This window comes from Bacteroides sp. 2_2_4, from assembly GCF_000157055.1.
GTDB lineage: Bacteria > Bacteroidota > Bacteroidia > Bacteroidales > Bacteroidaceae > Bacteroides > Bacteroides ovatus.
Genome location: NZ_EQ973358.1, coordinates 165432 through 185234, shown reverse-complemented (window position 1 = coordinate 185234; position 19803 = coordinate 165432). Strand labels below are relative to the sequence as shown.

Annotated in this window: 18 protein-coding genes; 12 read left to right on the top strand and 6 right to left on the bottom strand. The window is 41.6% G+C overall.

The genetic code is table 11. The annotated features are described in order from the left end of the window. The 8 genes from prfA to miaA all read left to right on the top strand — a co-directional run bounded on the left by prfA (position 1) and on the right by miaA (position 8175). The gene (gene prfA / locus BSCG_RS18800; RefSeq protein ID WP_008775459.1) at positions 1-1113 is read left to right on the top strand and encodes a peptide chain release factor 1; all 1113 of its coding nucleotides are present in this window, start codon (positions 1-3) and stop codon (positions 1111-1113) included. A gap of 76 nt (positions 1114-1189) precedes the next feature. Then, positions 1190-2014, top strand: a complete 825-nt coding sequence (gene pyrF, locus BSCG_RS18805; protein WP_004304532.1) for an orotidine-5'-phosphate decarboxylase — start codon at positions 1190-1192, stop codon at positions 2012-2014. A gap of 30 nt (positions 2015-2044) precedes the next feature. Further along, positions 2045-3274, top strand: coding sequence for an HD domain-containing protein (locus BSCG_RS18810; protein ID WP_008775458.1), 1230 nt, complete (start codon positions 2045-2047; stop codon positions 3272-3274). 83 nt (positions 3275-3357) lie between these two features. Further along, positions 3358-4398, top strand: a complete 1041-nt coding sequence (gene lpxD / locus BSCG_RS18815; protein ID WP_008775457.1) for a UDP-3-O-(3-hydroxymyristoyl)glucosamine N-acyltransferase — start codon at positions 3358-3360, stop codon at positions 4396-4398. A gap of 11 nt (positions 4399-4409) precedes the next feature. Beyond that, positions 4410-5795 carry a bifunctional UDP-3-O-[3-hydroxymyristoyl] N-acetylglucosamine deacetylase/3-hydroxyacyl-ACP dehydratase gene (locus tag BSCG_RS18820; protein ID WP_004301699.1) on the top strand — a complete coding sequence of 462 codons (1386 nt, stop codon included), beginning with the start codon at positions 4410-4412 and terminating at the stop codon, positions 5793-5795. Positions 5796-5813: 18 nt separating this feature from the next. Next, positions 5814-6581, top strand: coding sequence for an acyl-ACP--UDP-N-acetylglucosamine O-acyltransferase (gene lpxA / locus BSCG_RS18825; protein WP_004320906.1), 768 nt, complete (start codon positions 5814-5816; stop codon positions 6579-6581). A 21-nt stretch (positions 6582-6602) separates the two neighbouring features. Then, complete coding sequence (locus BSCG_RS18830) at positions 6603-7157, top strand: IS1096 element passenger TnpR family protein (protein WP_004308535.1); 555 nt, start codon at positions 6603-6605, stop codon at positions 7155-7157. A 121-nt stretch (positions 7158-7278) separates the two neighbouring features. Further along, the gene (gene miaA, locus BSCG_RS18835) at positions 7279-8175 is read left to right on the top strand and encodes a tRNA (adenosine(37)-N6)-dimethylallyltransferase MiaA (RefSeq protein WP_008775456.1); all 897 of its coding nucleotides are present in this window, start codon (positions 7279-7281) and stop codon (positions 8173-8175) included. Between the two features lie 49 nt (positions 8176-8224). Here miaA and BSCG_RS18840 read toward each other — a convergent pair whose 3' ends face one another. From BSCG_RS18840 to BSCG_RS18850, 3 genes are all read right to left on the bottom strand, one after another. After that, on the bottom strand, positions 8225-9856 hold the full coding sequence (locus tag BSCG_RS18840) for a M56 family metallopeptidase (protein ID WP_008775455.1): 1632 nt from the start codon (positions 9854-9856) through the stop codon (positions 8225-8227). Positions 9857-9879: 23 nt separating this feature from the next. Continuing rightward, the gene (locus BSCG_RS18845; RefSeq protein ID WP_004301694.1) at positions 9880-10248 is read right to left on the bottom strand and encodes a BlaI/MecI/CopY family transcriptional regulator; all 369 of its coding nucleotides are present in this window, start codon (positions 10246-10248) and stop codon (positions 9880-9882) included. A gap of 139 nt (positions 10249-10387) precedes the next feature. Beyond that, on the bottom strand, positions 10388-10690 hold the full coding sequence (locus BSCG_RS18850) for a hypothetical protein (protein WP_008775454.1): 303 nt from the start codon (positions 10688-10690) through the stop codon (positions 10388-10390). A 154-nt stretch (positions 10691-10844) separates the two neighbouring features. On the opposite strand from BSCG_RS18850, the gene BSCG_RS18855 reads away from it, so the two are divergent. From BSCG_RS18855 to BSCG_RS18865, 3 genes are all read left to right on the top strand, one after another. Next, positions 10845-13055 carry a S9 family peptidase gene (locus tag BSCG_RS18855; RefSeq protein ID WP_032849420.1) on the top strand — a complete coding sequence of 737 codons (2211 nt, stop codon included), beginning with the start codon at positions 10845-10847 and terminating at the stop codon, positions 13053-13055. Then, positions 13055-13903 (top strand): lipoyl synthase, encoded by an 849-nt coding sequence (gene lipA, locus BSCG_RS18860; protein WP_004308530.1) that lies wholly within the window; start codon positions 13055-13057, stop codon positions 13901-13903. Before BSCG_RS18855 ends, lipA begins: the two co-directional genes overlap by 1 nt. Before the next feature lie 63 nt (positions 13904-13966). Then, positions 13967-15085 (top strand): hypothetical protein, encoded by a 1119-nt coding sequence (locus BSCG_RS18865; RefSeq protein ID WP_008775452.1) that lies wholly within the window; start codon positions 13967-13969, stop codon positions 15083-15085. Here the strand turns inward: BSCG_RS18865 and BSCG_RS18870 are convergent. The 3 genes from BSCG_RS18870 to BSCG_RS18880 are packed head-to-tail and all read right to left on the bottom strand — an operon-like array spanning position 15051 to position 17681. After that, the gene (locus tag BSCG_RS18870) at positions 15051-15755 is read right to left on the bottom strand and encodes an SAM-dependent methyltransferase (protein WP_004304520.1); all 705 of its coding nucleotides are present in this window, start codon (positions 15753-15755) and stop codon (positions 15051-15053) included. The genes BSCG_RS18865 and BSCG_RS18870 overlap by 35 nt on opposite strands. 54 nt (positions 15756-15809) lie before the next feature. Further along, positions 15810-16817 carry a hypothetical protein gene (locus BSCG_RS18875; protein WP_004304519.1) on the bottom strand — a complete coding sequence of 336 codons (1008 nt, stop codon included), beginning with the start codon at positions 16815-16817 and terminating at the stop codon, positions 15810-15812. 6 nt (positions 16818-16823) lie between these two features. Then, the gene (locus BSCG_RS18880; RefSeq protein ID WP_004324962.1) at positions 16824-17681 is read right to left on the bottom strand and encodes an enoyl-ACP reductase; all 858 of its coding nucleotides are present in this window, start codon (positions 17679-17681) and stop codon (positions 16824-16826) included. 352 nt (positions 17682-18033) lie between these two features. Here BSCG_RS18880 and BSCG_RS18885 point away from each other — a divergent pair, with 352 nt between their 5' ends. Then, positions 18034-19653, top strand: a complete 1620-nt coding sequence (locus BSCG_RS18885) for a glycoside hydrolase family 28 protein (protein WP_008775451.1) — start codon at positions 18034-18036, stop codon at positions 19651-19653. Positions 19654-19803: the final 150 nt, after the last annotated feature.

The following is a 19803-nucleotide window of genomic DNA, read 5'->3' as shown; positions in this document are numbered from 1 at the left end:
ATGGCAGATAACAGTACCATATTAGAAAAATTAGACGGACTCGTAGCCCGTTTTGAAGAAACATCTACCCTTATCACAGACCCGGCAGTGATTGCCGATCAGAAACGTTACGTCAAGTTGACTAAAGAATATAAGGAATTAGACGACTTGATGAAAGCAAGGAAAGAATATATCCAATTACTGGGTAATATTGAAGAAGCTAAAAATATCCTTGCTAATGAATCGGACGCCGAAATGCGCGAGATGGCGAAAGAAGAAATGGACAATAGTCAAGAGCGCCTTCCGGTATTGGAAGAAGAAATCAAACTGATGCTTGTCCCTGCCGATCCGCAAGACAGCAAGAACGCAATTCTTGAAATCCGTGGTGGTGCAGGAGGTGATGAAGCAGCTATCTTTGCCGGTGACCTCTTTCGTATGTATGCCAAATTCTGTGAAACCAAAGGTTGGAAGATGGAAGTCTCCAATGCAAACGAAGGAACAGCAGGAGGATTCAAAGAAGTTGTTTGTAGTGTCACGGGCGATAATGTATATGGAATTTTAAAATATGAATCGGGAGTACACCGCGTACAGCGCGTTCCTGCTACCGAAACACAAGGACGTGTTCATACTTCTGCCGCATCAGTGGCGGTACTTCCCGAAGCTGAAGAATTCGATGTAGTCATCAACGAAGGAGAAATCAAATGGGATACTTTCCGAAGTGGTGGTGCCGGTGGACAGAATGTAAATAAGGTAGAATCCGGAGTACGTCTGCGTTATATCTGGAAGAACCCGAATACAGGCATTGCCGAAGAAATACTTATTGAATGTACCGAAACACGTGACCAACCGAAAAATAAGGAACGTGCTTTGGCCCGTCTCCGTACATTTATCTATGACAAGGAACATCAGAAATACATCGATGACATTGCCTCCAAGCGTAAAACAATGGTATCGACCGGAGACCGTTCTGCTAAAATCCGCACCTACAACTATCCACAGGGACGAATCACCGACCATCGCATCAATTACACGATTTATAATCTTGCTGCATTCATGGACGGGGATATTCAAGACTGTATCGACCACCTGATCGTAGCAGAAAACGCGGAACGCTTGAAAGAAAGCGAACTTTAGAAAAATGAAGAGTTGATAGTTGAGAATGATTTCTTAGAAATAGTCAATAGTAAATTGTATAATAGTAAATAATAAGATGGATAAGCAACAATTATTTGAAAACATAAAGCGCAAAAAATCATTCCTTTGTGTAGGACTTGATACTGACATCAAGAAAATCCCGGAGCATCTGTTGAAAGAAGAAGATCCGATCTTTGCATTCAACAAGGCCATCATTGACGCGACAGCTGATTTGTGCATCGCCTATAAACCCAATCTAGCTTTCTATGAAAGCATGGGCGTAAAAGGATGGATCGCATTTGAAAAGACAGTAAAATACATCAAAGATAATTATCCGGACCAATTCATCATCGCTGACGCAAAGCGTGGTGACATCGGAAATACTTCTGCAATGTACGCCCGCACCTTCTTTGAAGAACTTAATATCGACTCTGTAACGGTAGCTCCTTATATGGGCGAAGACAGCGTTACTCCGTTCCTTACCTATGAAGGTAAATGGGTGATTCTGTTGGCATTGACTTCCAACAAAGGTTCACATGACTTCCAACTAACAGAAGATGTAAACGGTGAACGTCTGTTCGAGAAAGTATTACGTAAATCACAAGAATGGGCTAGTGACGACCGTATGATGTATGTGGTAGGTGCCACTCAAGGACGTGCTTTCGAAGATATTCGTAAAATTGTTCCGAACCATTTCCTTCTCGTACCAGGTGTAGGAGCACAAGGCGGCTCGCTCGAAGAAGTTTGTAAATACGGAATGAACAGTACATGCGGATTAATTGTTAATTCCTCACGTGGTATCATCTACGTAGATAAAACAGAGAAATTTGCAGAAGCTGCCCGCACCGCCGCACAAGAAGTACAGGCGCAAATGGCTGAACAACTCAAAGCAATTCTCTGAAAAGAGAAAAAGGATCTCTAAAGAAAACGAATGCCTTACGAAAGAAAGATAATTAACGACCCCGTATTCGGGTTCATCAATATTCCAAAGGGGTTACTGTACGATATAGTACGGCATCCCCTTTTGCAGCGTCTTACCCGCATCAAGCAGGTAGGATTATCATCTGTTGTATACCCCGGTGCGCAACACACCCGCTTCCAACACTCTTTAGGTGCTTTTCACCTGATGAGTGAAGCTATCACCCAACTGGCTTCTAAAGGTAATTTTATTTTTGACAGCGAAGCGGAAGCTGTACAGGCGGCCATCCTGTTACATGATATAGGACATGGTCCCTTCTCACATGTACTGGAAGATACTATAGTAAAAGGAGTCTCCCACGAAGAGATTTCCCTCATGCTGATGGAACGGATGAACAAAGAGATGAACGGTCAGCTTAGTCTTGCCATCCAAATCTTCAAGGACGAATATCCGAAACGCTTTCTACATCAACTCGTAAGCGGTCAGTTGGATATGGACAGACTTGATTATCTTCGCCGTGACAGCTTTTATACAGGCGTGACAGAAGGAAACATCGGTTCCGCCCGAATTATCAAAATGCTTGATGTAGCGGATGACCGACTCGTTATCGAATCCAAAGGGATCTATTCTATTGAGAATTTCCTCACGGCACGTCGCTTGATGTACTGGCAAGTATACCTGCATAAGACATCCGTCGCATACGAAAAGATGCTGATTAGTACTCTATTACGTGCCAAAGAATTAGCTTCCCAAAGAGTGGAACTGTTTGCATCACCCGCATTGCGTTTTTTCCTTTACAATGATATCAATCCTACGGAGTTTTATAACAATCCCGACTGTCTGGAGAATTTTATCCAGCTAGACGACAATGATATATGGACAGCCTTGAAAGTGTGGAGCACCCATACAGACAAGGTACTTTCTACTTTAAGCACGGGAATGATAAACCGAAATATCTTTAAAGTGGAAATTTCGTCGGAACCTATTAGTGAGGACAGAAAAAAAGAATTAACTTTGCACATCAGCCAGCAACTAGGCATAACCCTTTCCGAAGCGAACTATTTTGTCTCTACCCCCAGCATCGAAAAGAATATGTATGACCCGGCAGATGACAGTATTGACATTATCTACAAAGACGGTACTATCAAAAATATTGCCGAAGCATCGGACATGCTGAACATCTCATTATTGTCCAAAAAGGTAAAGAAATACTATCTCTGCTATCAGAGATTACACAGATAAGTATAAAATATTCATGCAATAACACGGAAATCTGAAAAAAAAAATCCGTTATTTGTGAACTAATTAAATTTTAAATTAAAGACATGGAGTTCTCGGCTAAGCAAATTGCAGCATTTATCCAAGGGGAAATCATTGGAGACGAAAACGCTACGGTACACACATTCGCTAAAATTGAAGAGGGAATGCCCGGAGCAATTTCTTTCCTGTCAAATCCCAAATATACACCTTACATCTACGAGACACAATCAAGCATTGTCCTGGTTAATAAGGACTTCACTCCCGAGCACGAAATTAAAACTACTCTGATAAAAGTAGACAATGCATATGAAAGTCTGGCTAAATTGCTCAATCTTTATGAGATGAGCAAGCCTAAGAAACAAGGTATAGATTCATTAGCTTTCGTTGCACCCAGCGCCAAAATTGGTGAGAACGTATACATCGGTGCATTTGCCTATATTGGTGAAAATACCGTGATTGGAGATAATACCCAAATTTATCCACACACTTTTGTTGGAGACGGCGTGAAGATAGGCAACAGTTGCTTGCTGTACTCCAATGTAAATGTTTATCATGATTGCCGCATAGGTAACGAATGTATCCTGCACTCGGGTGCAGTGATTGGAGCTGACGGATTTGGTTTTGCTCCCACTCCGAATGGATACGATAAGATTCCGCAAATCGGAATTGTTATTCTGGAAGATAAAGTAGATATAGGTGCTAATACTTGTGTAGACCGTGCTACAATGGGAGCTACGGTAGTGCATAGTGGTGTCAAATTAGACAATCTGATACAAATAGCACATAATGATGAAATAGGTTCACATACCGTAATGGCTGCACAAGCCGGAATTGCCGGTTCTACCAAAATTGGTGAATGGTGTATGATCGGAGGTCAGGTAGGTATTGCAGGACATTCCAAAATAGGAGACAAAGTTGGTTTAGGTGCACAGTCAGGTGTACCCGGAGACATTAAATCCGGTAGCCAGCTTATCGGAACTCCTCCTATGGAACTGAAGCAATACTTCAAAGCATCCGTCGCACAAAGAAGCCTGCCGGATATGCAGAAAGAACTGCGTAATCTGCGCAAAGAAGTAGAAAAATTAAAACAACTATTAAATAAGTAAATAAGTAACCAATGCTGAAACAAAAAACGCTGAAAGATAGCTTTTCACTGAGCGGGAAAGGTCTTCACACTGGACTTGATCTCACTGTAACATTCAATCCAGCTCCGGACAATCACGGATATAAAATCCAACGCATTGACGTAGAAGGACAACCAACTATTGACGCAGTAGCCGACAATGTAACAGAAACCACCCGTGGTACTGTATTGTCGAAAAATGGAGTCAAAGTAAGCACCATTGAACATGGTATGGCAGCCCTTTACGCATTGGGCATTGATAACTGCCTGATCCAAGTTAACGGACCGGAATTTCCTATTTTAGATGGTAGTGCACAATATTACGTACAAGAAATAGAACGTGTAGGAACAGTAGAACAAAATGCCGTCAAAGACTTTTATATTATCAAGTCTAAAATTGAGTTCCGGGATGAAACGACTGGTTCTTCTATCATTGTACTACCTGACGAGAATTTCAGTCTGAATGTACTGGTTTCTTACGATTCGACTATTATCCCGAATCAGTTTGCTACCCTTGAAGATATGCATAATTTCAAAGACGAAGTGGCTGCCAGCCGTACTTTCGTCTTTGTTCGTGAAATAGAGCCGTTGCTCTCCGCCGGATTGATTAAAGGTGGCGACCTGGACAATGCGATCGTAATCTACGAACGCAAGATGTCACAGGAAAGCTTCGATAAGTTGGCAGATGTGATGGGAGTACCTCACATGGATGCCGATCAGTTAGGCTATATCAATCACAAACCGTTAGTTTGGCCCAATGAATGTGCCCGTCACAAACTGCTGGATGTCATTGGTGACCTCGCTTTAATTGGCAAACCGATTAAAGGCCGTATCATCGCTACCCGTCCGGGACACACCATCAACAATAAATTTGCCCGCCAGATGCGGAAAGAAATCCGTCTGCACGAAATACAGGCACCAAGTTACGACTGTAACCGCGAGCCGATAATGGATGTAAACCGCATCCGCGAATTGTTACCGCACCGCTATCCTTTCCAACTGGTGGACAAAGTGATTGAAATTGGTGCCAACTACATTGTAGGTATTAAAAACATCACAGCCAACGAACCTTTCTTCCAGGGACATTTTCCACAGGAGCCCGTTATGCCGGGAGTACTTCAAGTGGAAGCAATGGCACAAGTCGGAGGCTTGCTCGTCTTGAATTCCGTAGATGATCCTGAACGTTATTCTACCTATTTCATGAAAATAGATGGAGTGAAATTCCGTCAGAAAGTAGTGCCGGGAGATACAATCATCTTTCGTGTAGAACTGCTGGCACCTATCCGCCGTGGCATTTCTACCATGAAAGGATATGCGTTTGTCGGCGAGAAAGTTGTTTGCGAAGCAGAATTCATGGCACAAATAGTAAAAAATAAGTAATAATTGATATTTAAAAGCATGATAAGTCCTTTAGCGTATATCCATCCCGAAGCTAAGATCGGAGAAAATGTAGAAATTGCGCCTTTTGTATTTATAGATAAGAACGTAGTTATCGGCGACAACAATAAAATTATGGCTAACGCCAATATTTTATACGGTTCACGTATTGGTAACGGAAACACGATTTTTCCGGGTGCCGTTATCGGAGCCATTCCGCAGGACCTCAAGTTTCGCGGTGAAGAATCGACAGCCGAAATCGGAGATAATAATCTGATTCGTGAAAATGTAACAATCAACCGTGGTACGGCAGCTAAAGGGCGCACGATTGTGGGAAATAACAATTTATTGATGGAAGGTGTACACGTAGCACACGACGCATTGGTTGGTAACGGATGTATCATCGGTAACTCTACCAAGATGGCAGGCGAAATCGTCATTGATGATAACGCGATTGTCAGCGCCAATGTATTGATGCATCAATTTTGTCATGTAGGCAGTCATGTAATGATTCAGGGCGGATGCCGTTTCAGTAAAGATATTCCTCCTTACATCATTGCAGGACGCGAACCGATCGCTTTCAGCGGAATCAACATCATCGGCTTGCGCCGTCGTGGCTTCTCCAATGAAGTGATCGAAAGTATTCACAATGCATATCGTATCATCTACCAAAGTGGTTTGAACACGACAGAAGCATTGAAAAAAATAGAAGATGAATTCGAAAAGAGTCCGGAAATTGACTATATAGTCAATTTTATCCGTAATTCAGAACGTGGTATTATTAAATAAACAGTTCAAAATAGTCATATTATGATATACAGATTTACTATCATATCTGATGAAGTTGACGATTTTGTCAGAGAAATACAAATTGATCCGGAAGCAACTTTTTATGACTTCCATGAAGCAATACTGAAATCAGTAGGGTACGCAAACGACCAGATGACTTCTTTCTTTATCTGCGATGACGACTGGGAAAAAGGAAAAGAAGTAACCTTAGAAGAAATGGACGACAATCCGGAAATAGATAGCTGGGTAATGAAAGACACTGCTATCAGTGAACTGGTAGAAGACGAAAAACAGAAACTGCTATATGTATTCGATTACATAACAGAACGTTGTTTCTTCATCGAACTATCCGAAATTATCACCGGAAAAGATATGAATGGTGCCAAATGTACCAAGAAATCAGGAGATGCTCCTAAACAAACGGTAGATTTTGAAGAAATGACCGCTGCGGGAGGTTCTCTTGATCTGGATGAAAACTTCTATGGAGACCAGGACTTCGACATGGAAGATTTCGATCAGGAAGGATTTGACATAGGTGGTGACACTAGCAGCCCATACGAAGAAGAAAAATTTTAAGTATTAAATATCAAGTATTAGGTATTAATTGCTATGTAGTGTCAGGCAGTTAATACCTAATATTTTTTTAGTCCCGTACGCTTTAATACTTAATACTTCTATACTTAATACTTAAAAATCTATGCCTACTCTCATTGTTCTTATAGGTCCTACAGGTGTGGGGAAAACGGAGTTGAGCCTGCGCTTGGCAGAAACATTTCAGACAAGCATTGTATCTGCCGATTCGAGACAGCTTTATGCCGAATTAAAAATAGGCACGGCAGCTCCTACTCCCGACCAACTCAAACGTGTCCCCCATCAACTGGTCGGCACGCTCCACCTCACAGACTATTACAGCGCTGCCCAATACGAAACAGAAGCACTGGAAATTCTGGAGAAATTATTCACGCAACACGAAGTCGTGATTCTCACTGGTGGCTCAATGATGTATGTAGACGCTATCTGTAAGGGAATTGACGATATTCCTACCGTTGATGCGGAAACCCGTCAACTCATGTTACAAAAGTATGAAGAGGAAGGCCTTGAACAACTCTGCGCAGAACTTCGCTTGTTAGACCCGGAATATTACCGGATTGTAGATCTGAAGAATCCCAAGCGGGTAATTCATGCGTTGGAGATTTGCTATATGACCGGACGCACTTATACTTCTTTTCGCACCCAACAAAAAAAACAGCGTCCTTTCCGTATACTGAAAATCGGCCTGACTCGTGATCGGGAAGAACTTTATGAGCGTATCAACCGTCGGGTAGACCAGATGATGGAGGAAGGATTATTGGAAGAAGTACGCTCCGTACTTCCCTATCGTCACCTCAATTCACTCAATACAGTAGGTTATAAAGAACTGTTCAAATATCTGGACGGAGAATGGGAACTCTCCTTTGCTATAGACAAAATCAAGCAAAACTCCCGCATTTATTCGCGTAAACAGATGACCTGGTTCAAAAGAGATGAAGAAATAAAATGGTTCCACCCGGAACAAGAAACGGAGATACTAGCGTACCTCCGTCAATCTTTATAACATTATATTTTGACAATATTTAGAAACAGAAGACATCTAAAATCTACTGCTATTCTTCAGATGCAGTTACTTTTATTGTTGAAGTCACTGTATCATTAATAGCACGAATAGAAATTTGACGGGCTTGATATTCTTCTTTCACTAATAGATTTACTTCAATCACTCCATTCTTTCCCTTATCACCATAAGCAGCCAATGCAGTCTTATCTTTCAATACAGATATACTCCTAATACGATCAGGAGAAATATTCGCTAAAGGATCATCACCAGTAGCCTCTTTGCCATCAATTATAACCAAAGGTTTACCTCCATCAGCAGAACGAAACGTAGCTCCCCAACTCTTTGCCCCACTATTTAATGCATCCAACCTTGTTTTATTAATGCCTTCGATTTCAATCTTTCTCGGCGCAAACTTTTTTTCCGAATATAGTTTTATATCCATCACTCCATCCTTAGCCTTTTCTCCATAAACCTTAATAGCTTTTTCAGGACCTATGACAGACACACTTTCAATACATTCAGGATTCAAAGCATTTACTACTTCACGATCAGACTCTTTCCCATTAATAATAACCAAAGGTTTTCCTTCATCGGAAATTCCTTGTACCGAAATAGCCACCTTCTTTTTCCCGGATGTTAAGACAGAATCTTTTTTTTCTGTACGATAACCTACCACTACTACCTTATTCTTGGTAGTATCAACAAGCTCCTTAACAACATTTTCTTCACTCTTTGTTTCTACAATTTCCGCCAAATCATTAACTTTGACTGCAGAAATCTCTTCCACTTTTTCAGAGATTTCAGGACGGGCAAAAGCAGTTACTGCAATAGCTGCCAACGGAAGTACATACAAGTACTTCAACCGTGCCCACGGATTCGATTTTTCTTTTAACATCATAGTGATACGTTTTTTAAGTTTACTGTGATTAAAGCTGTTGGCCATAGAGTAGAGCCTTGTGCCAACGGCTTTTTTTATTAATAATAGTTGATATTCTTTCGCGTTTACACCCTCATTAATGACGGTCTCGTCCGCTTCATATTCGTGAACGTTCTGCAACTCCTGTTTCAACAACCATGCACTAGGATTGAACCATTGGAAAAAGATGCAAATATCCGCCACCAATAAATCTACTGAATGACGATGGTGAATATGAGCCATTTCATGAATAAGGATTTCCCTCCCGTTTTCCTCCAGGTCTTTTCGGCTGATAACAATATACTTCATCCAACTGAACGGAGCTATCTCCTGATTGTGCACCACAAGTGTAACCCCTTTCTCCAACTTCTCATGTTTACCGGAATGTATCAACCGGAAGAGACAAATCAAAGAATAGATATTGCGACAGGCAAGAAATAGAATACCCGCCAGATAGACCAGCAGAACCACCTGTACCCAAGATATAGCCGACGTCTCCTGCACTGCACCGACATTGGCAGGAGTAGCCTCCAACTCTGCCATCAATAGCAATTGTTCAATGGAAAGCACAGCCTGCTGCACTTCAACCTGATGCCGGGTAGTTACTTCGATACAAGGAATGAGTAATGAAAAGAACAACACTCCCAATAAAGCCATACGATTGAAACGATGAAAGGTTTCCTTGCTAAGTAATAACCGGAAAAACAGGTAAAACAGAACAAGACAAACAGATGATTTTAATATATAAATGAAGAAAACTCCCATAGCATAGATTTTCGTTTAATAGATTAGTGTTTTTTGTCAGCCTGTTCCACTTCCTCGATGAGCTGTTTCAATTCATCCAAGGAAATATCTTCCTCCTTAACCAAAGAAGAAACGGCATTCAGGTAAGAATTATTAAAATACTTACTAATCACATTCCGCAGCGTTCCTTTACGAAAATCTTCTTCACTAACTACGGGATAATATTGATAGGTATTTCCGAAAGTATAATGAGCTAGAAAACCTTTTTCTTCCAACCCACGCACAATCGTAGATAATGTATTGAAATGTGGCTTGGGATCTTCATAGAAAGCCAACATTTCCTTCACGAACAAGGGACCTTTTTCCCAGAAAAAGCCCATGATTTCTTCTTCTTTTGCTGTTAATCCTTTCATATCTGCAACTTTGTTTGCCGCAAATAACGAAAAGTTTTAGTTCATAAACTAATTTATCTAGTTAAAGTAAACTAAAAGATATAGTTAAGACGAATAATCTACTATTAAACACCTGTGAAACAGATTTATTACATCTCTTTTAGCTCCACAGTTTATTGACAATAAAGTTGCCGATATAAAATAAGTCGCCCATAAAAACAATACTGAATACCAGAAAAGTGAAACAAGTACTCCACCGGGCTCCTCCATCCTCTTCGCCGCGTTTGATACGGAGCAGGGAACTATGCAAACAATCACCTGCTATGAACAGCACAAACAAACTCGGTATCAAGTCACCCCACGATACCAACCACAGATTATCCCCCTTCCCCAACAGGAATGTCAATGCTACGGCCAATAAGAAGACAGAAGCATATTGCAAGTCTTTTCTTTTTGAATTCATAGTGGTAATGTTTAAAGTCCTTTTCACAAAGATATTGAATCTCACCCAATAATCCTTATCAAATCTATATAAAAATCGGTCAGGCTTTGTTGAATCTAAGTTTATTGTTACTTTTGCAAGTACGAATTAAAACCAAAACCGATTATAAAAGCAGATGAAAAAGATCAGCATCACTTTATTACTCTGCCTTCTCTGTCTGACCGGAATGGCACAAGGACAAAAGGCACTCGATTTAAAAGATATCACCTCCGGACGTTTCCGCCCGGAAAATATCCAGGGAGTAATCCCCATGCCTGATGGCGAACACTACACGCAGATGAACGCCGACGGCACGCAGATCATTAAATACTCTTTCAAAACAGGCGAGAAAGTAGAAGTGATTTTCGATGTAAGCACTACACGCGAATGTGACTTCAAGAACTTCGACAGTTACCAGTTCTCGCCCGACGGTCAGAAATTGCTGATTGCTACTAAAACGACACCTATATATAGGCATTCATACACAGCTGTACATTACATTTACCCTTTGAAACGAAATGATAAGGGCGTTACGACAAACAACATTATTGAACGGCTGTCTGACGGTGGACCTCAACAGGTCCCCGTCTTTTCTCCAGACGGTACAATGATTGCTTTTGTCCGCAACAATAACATATTTCTTGTTAAGCTGCTTTATGGCAACAGTGAAAGCCAGATTACGGAGGATGGCAAACAGAACTCTGTACTCAACGGCATCCCCGACTGGGTGTATGAAGAAGAGTTCGGTTTCGACCGTGCTTTGGAATTCAGCGCTGATAATACACTGATCGCTTTCATCCGCTTCGATGAGTCAGAAGTTCCCTCCTACTCTTTTCCGGTATTTGCCGGACAGGCACCCCGTATTGATGCCTTAAAAGATTATCCGGGTGAATATACCTACAAGTATCCGAAAGCCGGATACCCGAATTCGAAAGTAGAAGTACGCACGTATGACATCAAGTCACACGTCACCCGTACGATGAAACTCCCGCTGGATGCAGATGGATACATTCCACGCATCCGTTTCACAAAGGATGCCAACAAATTGGCTATCATGACATTAAACCGTCATCAAGACCGTTTCGACCTTTACTTTGCCGATCCTCGCTCAACACTTTGCAAACTAATGCTCCGTGATGAATCTCCTTATTACATAAAGGAGAATATTTTCGATAACATCCAGTTCTATCCCGAATATTTCAGCATGCTTAGCGAACGTGACGGTTACAGTCATCTCTATTGGTATAGCATGGGAGGTAACTTGATTAAAAAGGTTACTAACGGTAAGTTCGAAGTGAAAGATTTTCTGGGATATGATGAAGAAGATGGTTCTTTCTATTATACCAGCAACGAAGAGAGTCCTCTGCGCAAGGCTGTCTATAAAATAGATAAGAAAGGCAAAAAGACCAAATTGTCTCAACAGGCAGGAACCAATACGCCTCTCTTCAGCAAATCGATGAAGTATTATATGAACAAGTTCTCCAGCTTGGATACTCCTATGTTGGTTACCTTGAACGATAATTCAGGCAAAACGCTCAAAACGCTTATTACAAATGATGCGTTGAAGCAAACATTGTCCGGATATGCAGTACCACAAAAAGAGTTCTTTACTTTCCAGACTACAGATGGCGTGAAGTTGAATGGCTGGATGATGAAACCGGTTAATTTCTCCGCATCCAAAAAATATCCGGTACTGATGTATCAATATAGTGGCCCGGGTTCCCAACAGGTATTGGATACTTGGGGAATCAGCTGGGAGACATACATGGCAAGCCTCGGTTATATCGTGGTATGTGTAGATGGTCGTGGCACTGGAGGTCGTGGAGAAGCTTTTGAGAAATGTACCTATTTAAAAATTGGCGTCAAAGAAGCCAAAGACCAGGTGGAAACAGCGCTTTACCTAGGCAAACAAACGTATGTGGACAAAGACCGCATCGGTATCTGGGGTTGGAGTTATGGCGGATACATGACTCTTATGAGCATGAGCGAAGGAACTCCCGTATTCAAAGCCGGAGTAGCAGTAGCCGCACCGACCGACTGGCGTTTCTATGATACGATTTACACCGAACGCTTCATGCGCACTCCCAAAGAAAATGCGGAAGGATATAAGGAATCATCAGCCTTCACCCGTGCCAACAAACTTCATGGCAACTTGTTGCTGGTACATGGTATGGCAGATGACAATGTTCACTTCCAGAACTGTGCAGAATATGCCGAACAGTTAGTTCAGCTTGGAAAACAATTTGATATGCAAGTGTACACGAACCGTAATCATGGAATATATGGTGGCAACACCCGCCAACACTTGTACACACGGTTGACCAACTTCTTCTTGAACAACTTATAATGACGGATAGAGTACGTAAGCCCGAATGGCTGAAAATTAATATCGGTGCCAACGAACGATACACCGAAACAAAGCGAATTGTCGACTCCCACTGCTTGCACACGATATGCAGCAGTGGGCGTTGCCCTAATATGGGGGAATGTTGGGGAAAAGGAACAGCCACCTTCATGATTGGCGGTGACATCTGCACGCGTAGCTGTAAATTTTGCAACACACAGACAGGACGTCCCCATCCGTTAGATGCAAACGAGCCTACCCATGTAGCAGAATCCATCGCACTGATGAAATTGGATCATGCCGTCATCACCTCTGTAGACCGGGATGATTTACCTGATTTGGGTGCAGAGCATTGGGCACGTACCATCCGGGAGATAAAACGGTTGAATCCACAGACAACCATTGAAGTACTGATTCCGGATTTTCAAGGCAGAATGGAGTTGGTAGATTTAGTAATTGACGCCCGGCCCGACATCATATCACACAATATGGAAACTGTGCGCCGCATTAGTCCACTAGTCCGCAGTGCAGCAAATTATGATACAAGCTTACAGGTTATCAGACATATTTCCGAAAAGGGAGTCAAATCTAAAAGCGGCATAATGGTCGGACTGGGTGAAACTCCGGAGGAAGTCGAAACATTGATGGACGATCTGCTAGCAACCGGTTGCCAGATTCTTACCATAGGGCAATACCTGCAACCGAGTCATCGGCATTATCCCGTTGTGGCATACATCACTCCGCTGCAATTCATGAAATATAAAACAGTTGGTTTAGAGAAAGGATTCAACATCGTAGAGAGTGCTCCCCTTGTTCGTTCCTCCTACCATGCAGAGAAACATATTCGTTAGCAAACAAAACACATACACTATTTGTTTTATAGATAGAACCGACAAATAAACATAAATATAGAGATGGATCATAAAGGAATACTTTCTTCCGCATTTAACATGTCGCTGGGTTTTATCCCCGTTATTATTTCCATTTTATTGTGTGAACTTATAACGCAAGACACGGCTATTTACATCGGTACAGGTATAGGTATTATAGGAATATACCTTTCTTATCGACGTAAAGGATTGTTAATTCCTAATTTTATCCTCTATATAGCGACCGGAGTGCTGGCACTATTATCCGTAACAGCTCTCATTCCTGGTGATTATGTTCCCCCCGGTGCGCTCCCGCTTACTCTGGAAGTCAGTATTCTCATTCCAATGCTAAGTCTTTATATGCATAAGAAAAGGTTTATCAACCACTTCTTAAAACAGATAGGTTCTTGCAACAAACGTTTATATGCTCAGGGAGCAGAAGCCGCCGTTGTATCTGCTCGCATTGCCTTGATTTTCGGAATACTGCATTTTATTATAATCAGCATCACCGTCATTTTCCAAAACCCACTAAGTAAGACAAGTCTGTTTGTACTCTATAAAGTGTTACCTCCTACTGTCTTTCTTATGAGCATCCTGTTCAACCAGATCGCTATCCGTTTCTTCAATCACCTAATGTCTCACACAGAATATGTTCCTATTGTGAATACCAAAGGAGACGTGATCGGGAAAACCCCTGCGATAGAAGCTGTTAATTATAAGAACGCATACATCAATCCGGTGATAAGAATTGCCATATCCACTCATGGAATGCTGTTCCTTTGCGACAGACCGTCAACAGCCATTTTGGACAAAGGAAAAGTGGACATTCCCATGGAATGTTATCTCCGATATGGAGAATCTTTAGAGGCGGGTGCCACCCGTTTGATTAACAATGCTTTCCCGCACGAAAAAGATATCAAGCCAGAGTTCAATATCGTTTATCACTTTGAGAATGAAGTAACCAATCGTCTTATCTACTTATTCATCGTTGATATCAAGGATGATTCCATCCTTTGTACCCCTCGCTTTAAGAACAGTAAGCTATGGAGCTTCAAACAGATAGAGGAAAACTTGGGAAAAGGCTTCTTCAGTAGCTGTTTCGAAGATGAATATGAACACCTAAAAGACGTTATTTATATAAGAGAAAAATACAGGGAATCTTAGACAATTCAGGCACATGTCCCTTCCAGTCCTTCACAGTACGCGTCTGTATATACTCTCCTTCACATGTAATATCGGCAGCAATACAAAGCTTTGTTTGAGGACGACAGTTTAACAAAATATCTTCTATCATCTTATGATTCCGGTAAGGCGTCTCAATGAAAAGTTGTGTCTGATTTTCAGCATACACACGCTGCTCCAATGTTTTCAGTTTCTTGGCACGTTCCCCCGGTTCAATCGGCAGATAACCATGAAACGCAAAGCTCTGCCCGTTAAAGCCCGAAGCCATCACGGAAAGAATAATTGAAGAGGGTCCAACCAAAGGAACTACCTTCAGTTTTTTACGTTGTGCGATGGCAACCACATCCGCTCCCGGATCAGCTACCGCCGGACAACCGGCTTCGGAGATAACTCCCATTGAAGCTCCGCCTACCAAAGGTTGCAGATAACCGGAAATATCTTCAGGTGAAGTATGTTTGTTCAACGGATAAAATGTCAACGCATCAATATCAATCTCCCGGTCCACCTTTTTCAGGAAACGACGGGCAGAACGAACATCTTCGACTATAAAATACCGGATACCGGAAATAATTTCCTTATTATAAGAAGGCAACACCTTTTCAATAGGTGTATCGCCTAAAGTCACGGGCAACAAATAAAGGGCAGTTTCCACTTATTAAATTGAGAATTGAAAATTAAAAATTGAGAAATAAGAAAGAGAAACGATTCAGGAAGCCAGGTAGTTAGATTCACTTAACATTTCGTGGTAATCAGTAAATTCCAGAAGATCTTTCAGCTTCATATCCTTATGCTTTTTCATGTAAGAAGCAATGATTCTTGCTCCCATCCATGTACCTATCAATGCCGGAGCTTGAGCACCCAACATATCAACAGCAGGAGCAGGCTTCATATAATAGCGGATCACCATCGGGTCACGAGCATGCAGATGATCGTTGGTACAGATATAATTCCATATCTCCTTTTCATTATCCTTGCACCAGTCGCTTTCCTCCTTAGAATACCCCATTGCTTCACCAATATCACTATATCCCAATAAGTTTTGCACTACGTAATTGATCTTCCCCGTATGCATCATCAAGTCAATCAAACAAGTACCCTCATGATAGTTCATTCCATAACGGCTCAAAAGATAAAAAGCAAAACAATCCGGCACAATCCGTTCCGGACGCATCGAGCGACATTGATAATCGTAATAGAAACGCTTATAAAGAGGATAATCTTCCCCCATATATTTATCAAGACTGATTCCCAATAAAGAATCCACTAAAATAATAGATTCGTTGAAAGCGGATACTTGCGAATAGATAAACGGCACTTTCGTATCAGGCACTTCCTTTTTCAGTTTCCGAAATCCTTTGCTAAGTCCTTTTTCCACTTCATCCAGATTAGGATATTTTGCTTCTACATCGCTAAGCAAACGAACCAAAGTCGTATCCGAATAGAATTTTTGCAGACGTTGCGAGATGGTATCATCTTTCACCGTACCGATAGACAATACATCCTCAATCAGGATTTTCGTCGGCATACGGTAGTCCATCGTCAACTTCTGCATAGCAGAAAAACTGTTGGAGCGAACATATTCGCTCAACAGCTTATCATATCTCAGAACAGAAATCTCTTCTTCCTTCTGCTCCGTACCCTTTCCTGTGCTTATCCCGCAGGAGGTGAAAAGCATACTCATTAATATAATAAGAAGAGAGATCCGTAGTTTCATAATCTTTTATCCGTAAATGATGTTACCATTTTCGTCCATGTACTCATCGAGTCCTTTCTCGTAAGTAGCCATGGCACGAAGACTCATACCTACGCTGGAGAATCCACCGTCATGGAATAAGTTCTGCATAGTCACCTTACGGGTAAGATCGGAGAACATCACGATGCAATAATCGGCACATTCGTCAGCCGTTGCATTTCCGAGCGGAGACATACGGTTGGAGAAGTCGAACAGTTTGTCCATACCCTTCACGCCCGAACCGGCAGTAGTAAATGTAGGCGACTGTGAAATCGTGTTCACCCGTACGCTATGTTCGCGTCCATAAATGTAACCGAAGCTGCGAGCAATAGACTCCAACAAAGCCTTTGCATCTGCCATATCATTATAGCCATAGAAAGTACGCTGTGCGGCTACGTAGCTCAAAGCAACGATAGAACCATAATCAGCAATAGCATTCAGTTTCTTGGCCGACTGAATCATTTTGTGGAATGAAACAGCTGAAATATCCAATGTCTTATCCAACATCCCATAGTCAAGGTCATCGTAAGTACGTTTCTTGCGCACGTTGGGAGACATACCGATAGAGTGGAGTACAAAATCAATTTGTCCACCCAGTATATCCATGGAGGTCTTGAATACATTCTCCAAATCTTCTACGCTAGTGGCGTCTGCCGGAACAACTTGGCAATTTAATTTTTGGGCCAAAGCATCGACTTCTCCCATACGGATAGCCATCGGAGTATTTGATAATGTAATGGTTGCACCTTCTTCTACGGCACGCTCTGCCACTTTCCAGGCAATAGACTGATCGTTCAAAGCACCGAAGATAATACCTCTTTTTCCTTTCAACAAGTTGTAACTCATATCTTTTAATAGTTAAATTTTGTGCAAAGATAGGAACTTTCTGCATAAAAACACGAGAAGTGTGCAAATAATAGACAGAAATGACAAAAAATACACGTAATCTATCAATTAGTCCACATCGCCTTAGGCTTTCCCACCTATCTTTGCAATCGATAATTAAGAGGTTTTTTCATAATATTTATTTAAGGTTAGAATTAGGTTAACATGAATTCGTCTTATTCCTCTCCTGCAGGCTGCCTGCGACAGATCGCCTGCGGAAGGACATAAGAATTATGAAATCATCCTTATTAATCATCAACCAACTACCAAGAAAAACAATAGATGTATAACCCTATAGAAATTAAGTTACTAAATGAACACATTGACAAAAAGACTCTTCTGGATGGCCGTATGCTGTTTACCGTTTATCTCATCGGGATGTAAACAAAGCGAGACTGCTGTAAAAGAAAGCTCAATCAGTGACGCTCTTTACCAGAATTTACCTTTTGAAATGCCGAAAGTACAGCAACCGGTTTTTCCTGCTTACGAAGTAAACATTGAGAAATTCGGAGCCAAAGGAGACGGTCTGTTCCTGAATACAAAAGCAATCAACGATGCTATTAAAGATGTAAATCAGCATGGAGGGGGTAAAGTGATTATCCCGGAAGGCATTTGGTTGACAGGACCTATCGAACTGTTGAGCAACGTGAATTTATATACTAAACAGAATGCATTGGTACTCTTCACCGGTGATTTTGAAGCATATCCTATCATTGCCACATCCTTTGAAGGATTGGAGACTCGTCGTTGCCAATCGCCGATTTCCGCACGTAATGCAGAGAATATCGCTATCACCGGACATGGTACATTTGACGGAAACGGCGACTGCTGGCGTCCAGTAAAAAAAGGAAAGCTGACTGCTTCTCAATGGAAAAAACTGGTAAAATCAGGAGGTGTTCTCGACGAAAAACAAGAAGTATGGTATCCCACTGCCGGCTCATTAAAAGGTGCAATGGCTTGCAAAGACTTCAATGTACCCGAAGGTATCAACACAGATGAAGAATGGGCAGAAATCCGTCCATGGTTGCGTCCGGTACTATTGAGTATCGTCAAAAGTAAAAAGGTACTGTTGGAAGGCGTTACTTTCAAAAACTCACCAAGCTGGTGTCTGCACCCCTTGTCTTGCGAAGATTTCACAGTAAATAATATCATGGTCATCAACCCCTGGTATTCTCAAAACGGTGATGCTATCGACTTGGAATCTTGTAAAAACGCTCTAATTATCAATAGTGTGTTTGATGCGGGAGACGATGCAATCTGTATCAAATCCGGTAAAGATGAAGATGGTCGCCGACGTGGTGAACCTTGCCAGAACGTTATCGTGAAAAATAATACAGTACTGCATGGACACGGTGGATTTGTAGTAGGAAGTGAAATGTCGGGTGGCGTGAAGAATATCTATGTAGAAGACTGCACATTTATGGGCACAGATGTAGGTTTGCGCTTCAAGAGTACCCGCGGACGTGGCGGTGTGGTAGAAAACATCTACATTAATAATATCAACATGATTAACATTCCGAACGAACCTTTGTTGTTCGACTTGTTCTATGGTGGAAAAGGCGCCGGTGAGGAATCGGAAGAAGACTTGCTGAACCGCATGAAGACAAGTATTCCTCCGGTAACGGAAGAAACACCCGCTTTCCGCAATATTCATATCTCTAATATTGTTTGCAGAGGTTCGGGACGTGCCATGTTCTTCAATGGTTTGCCGGAAATGCCGATCAGCAATATTACTGTTAAGAATGTCGTGATGACAGAAGCTACGGACGGCGTTGTTATCAGCCAAGTCGACGGAGTTACTTTGGAGAATGTATATGTAGAATCATCAAAAGGCAACAATATACTAAATGTCAAAAATGCCAAGAATCTGACTGTAGACGGGAAGGTTTATGAGGAACTGGGTGCAAAAGAGGAGATTTTAAGTCTCAAATAAAAAACTCATTGCCATTCTGTGATGCAAAATAGAAACCACAATATCATTATATAGAGTAAAAAGCTCAAATAGCAGACTATAATCTCCTCAAAAGAGACACAGTCTGCTATTTTTTCTGCTATTTTTGCAAGGAGAAATACGACGTATAAT

What these genes read in the sequence shown, in the direction of transcription:
- miaA (WP_008775456.1), top strand. Translation starts at nt 7,279, where the DNA reads ATGCCTACTCTCATTGTTCTTATAGGTCCTACAGGTGTGGGGAAAACG.
- BSCG_RS18865 (WP_008775452.1), top strand. Translation starts at nt 13,967, where the DNA reads ATGGATCATAAAGGAATACTTTCTTCCGCATTTAACATGTCGCTGGGT.
- BSCG_RS18875 (WP_004304519.1), bottom strand. Translation starts at nt 16,817, where the DNA reads ATGAAACTACGGATCTCTCTTCTTATTATATTAATGAGTATGCTTTTC.
- BSCG_RS18845 (WP_004301694.1), bottom strand. Translation starts at nt 10,248, where the DNA reads ATGAAAGGATTAACAGCAAAAGAAGAAGAAATCATGGGCTTTTTCTGG.
- BSCG_RS18830 (WP_004308535.1), top strand. Translation starts at nt 6,603, where the DNA reads ATGATATACAGATTTACTATCATATCTGATGAAGTTGACGATTTTGTC.
- lipA (WP_004308530.1), top strand. Translation starts at nt 13,055, where the DNA reads ATGACGGATAGAGTACGTAAGCCCGAATGGCTGAAAATTAATATCGGT.
- lpxA (WP_004320906.1), top strand. Translation starts at nt 5,814, where the DNA reads ATGATAAGTCCTTTAGCGTATATCCATCCCGAAGCTAAGATCGGAGAA.
- prfA (WP_008775459.1), top strand. Translation starts at nt 1, where the DNA reads ATGGCAGATAACAGTACCATATTAGAAAAATTAGACGGACTCGTAGCC.
- BSCG_RS18820 (WP_004301699.1), top strand. Translation starts at nt 4,410, where the DNA reads ATGCTGAAACAAAAAACGCTGAAAGATAGCTTTTCACTGAGCGGGAAA.
- BSCG_RS18850 (WP_008775454.1), bottom strand. Translation starts at nt 10,690, where the DNA reads ATGAATTCAAAAAGAAAAGACTTGCAATATGCTTCTGTCTTCTTATTG.
- BSCG_RS18885 (WP_008775451.1), top strand. Translation starts at nt 18,034, where the DNA reads ATGAACACATTGACAAAAAGACTCTTCTGGATGGCCGTATGCTGTTTA.
- BSCG_RS18840 (WP_008775455.1), bottom strand. Translation starts at nt 9,856, where the DNA reads ATGGGAGTTTTCTTCATTTATATATTAAAATCATCTGTTTGTCTTGTT.
- BSCG_RS18810 (WP_008775458.1), top strand. Translation starts at nt 2,045, where the DNA reads ATGCCTTACGAAAGAAAGATAATTAACGACCCCGTATTCGGGTTCATC.
- BSCG_RS18855 (WP_032849420.1), top strand. Translation starts at nt 10,845, where the DNA reads ATGAAAAAGATCAGCATCACTTTATTACTCTGCCTTCTCTGTCTGACC.
- BSCG_RS18880 (WP_004324962.1), bottom strand. Translation starts at nt 17,681, where the DNA reads ATGAGTTACAACTTGTTGAAAGGAAAAAGAGGTATTATCTTCGGTGCT.
- pyrF (WP_004304532.1), top strand. Translation starts at nt 1,190, where the DNA reads ATGGATAAGCAACAATTATTTGAAAACATAAAGCGCAAAAAATCATTC.
- lpxD (WP_008775457.1), top strand. Translation starts at nt 3,358, where the DNA reads ATGGAGTTCTCGGCTAAGCAAATTGCAGCATTTATCCAAGGGGAAATC.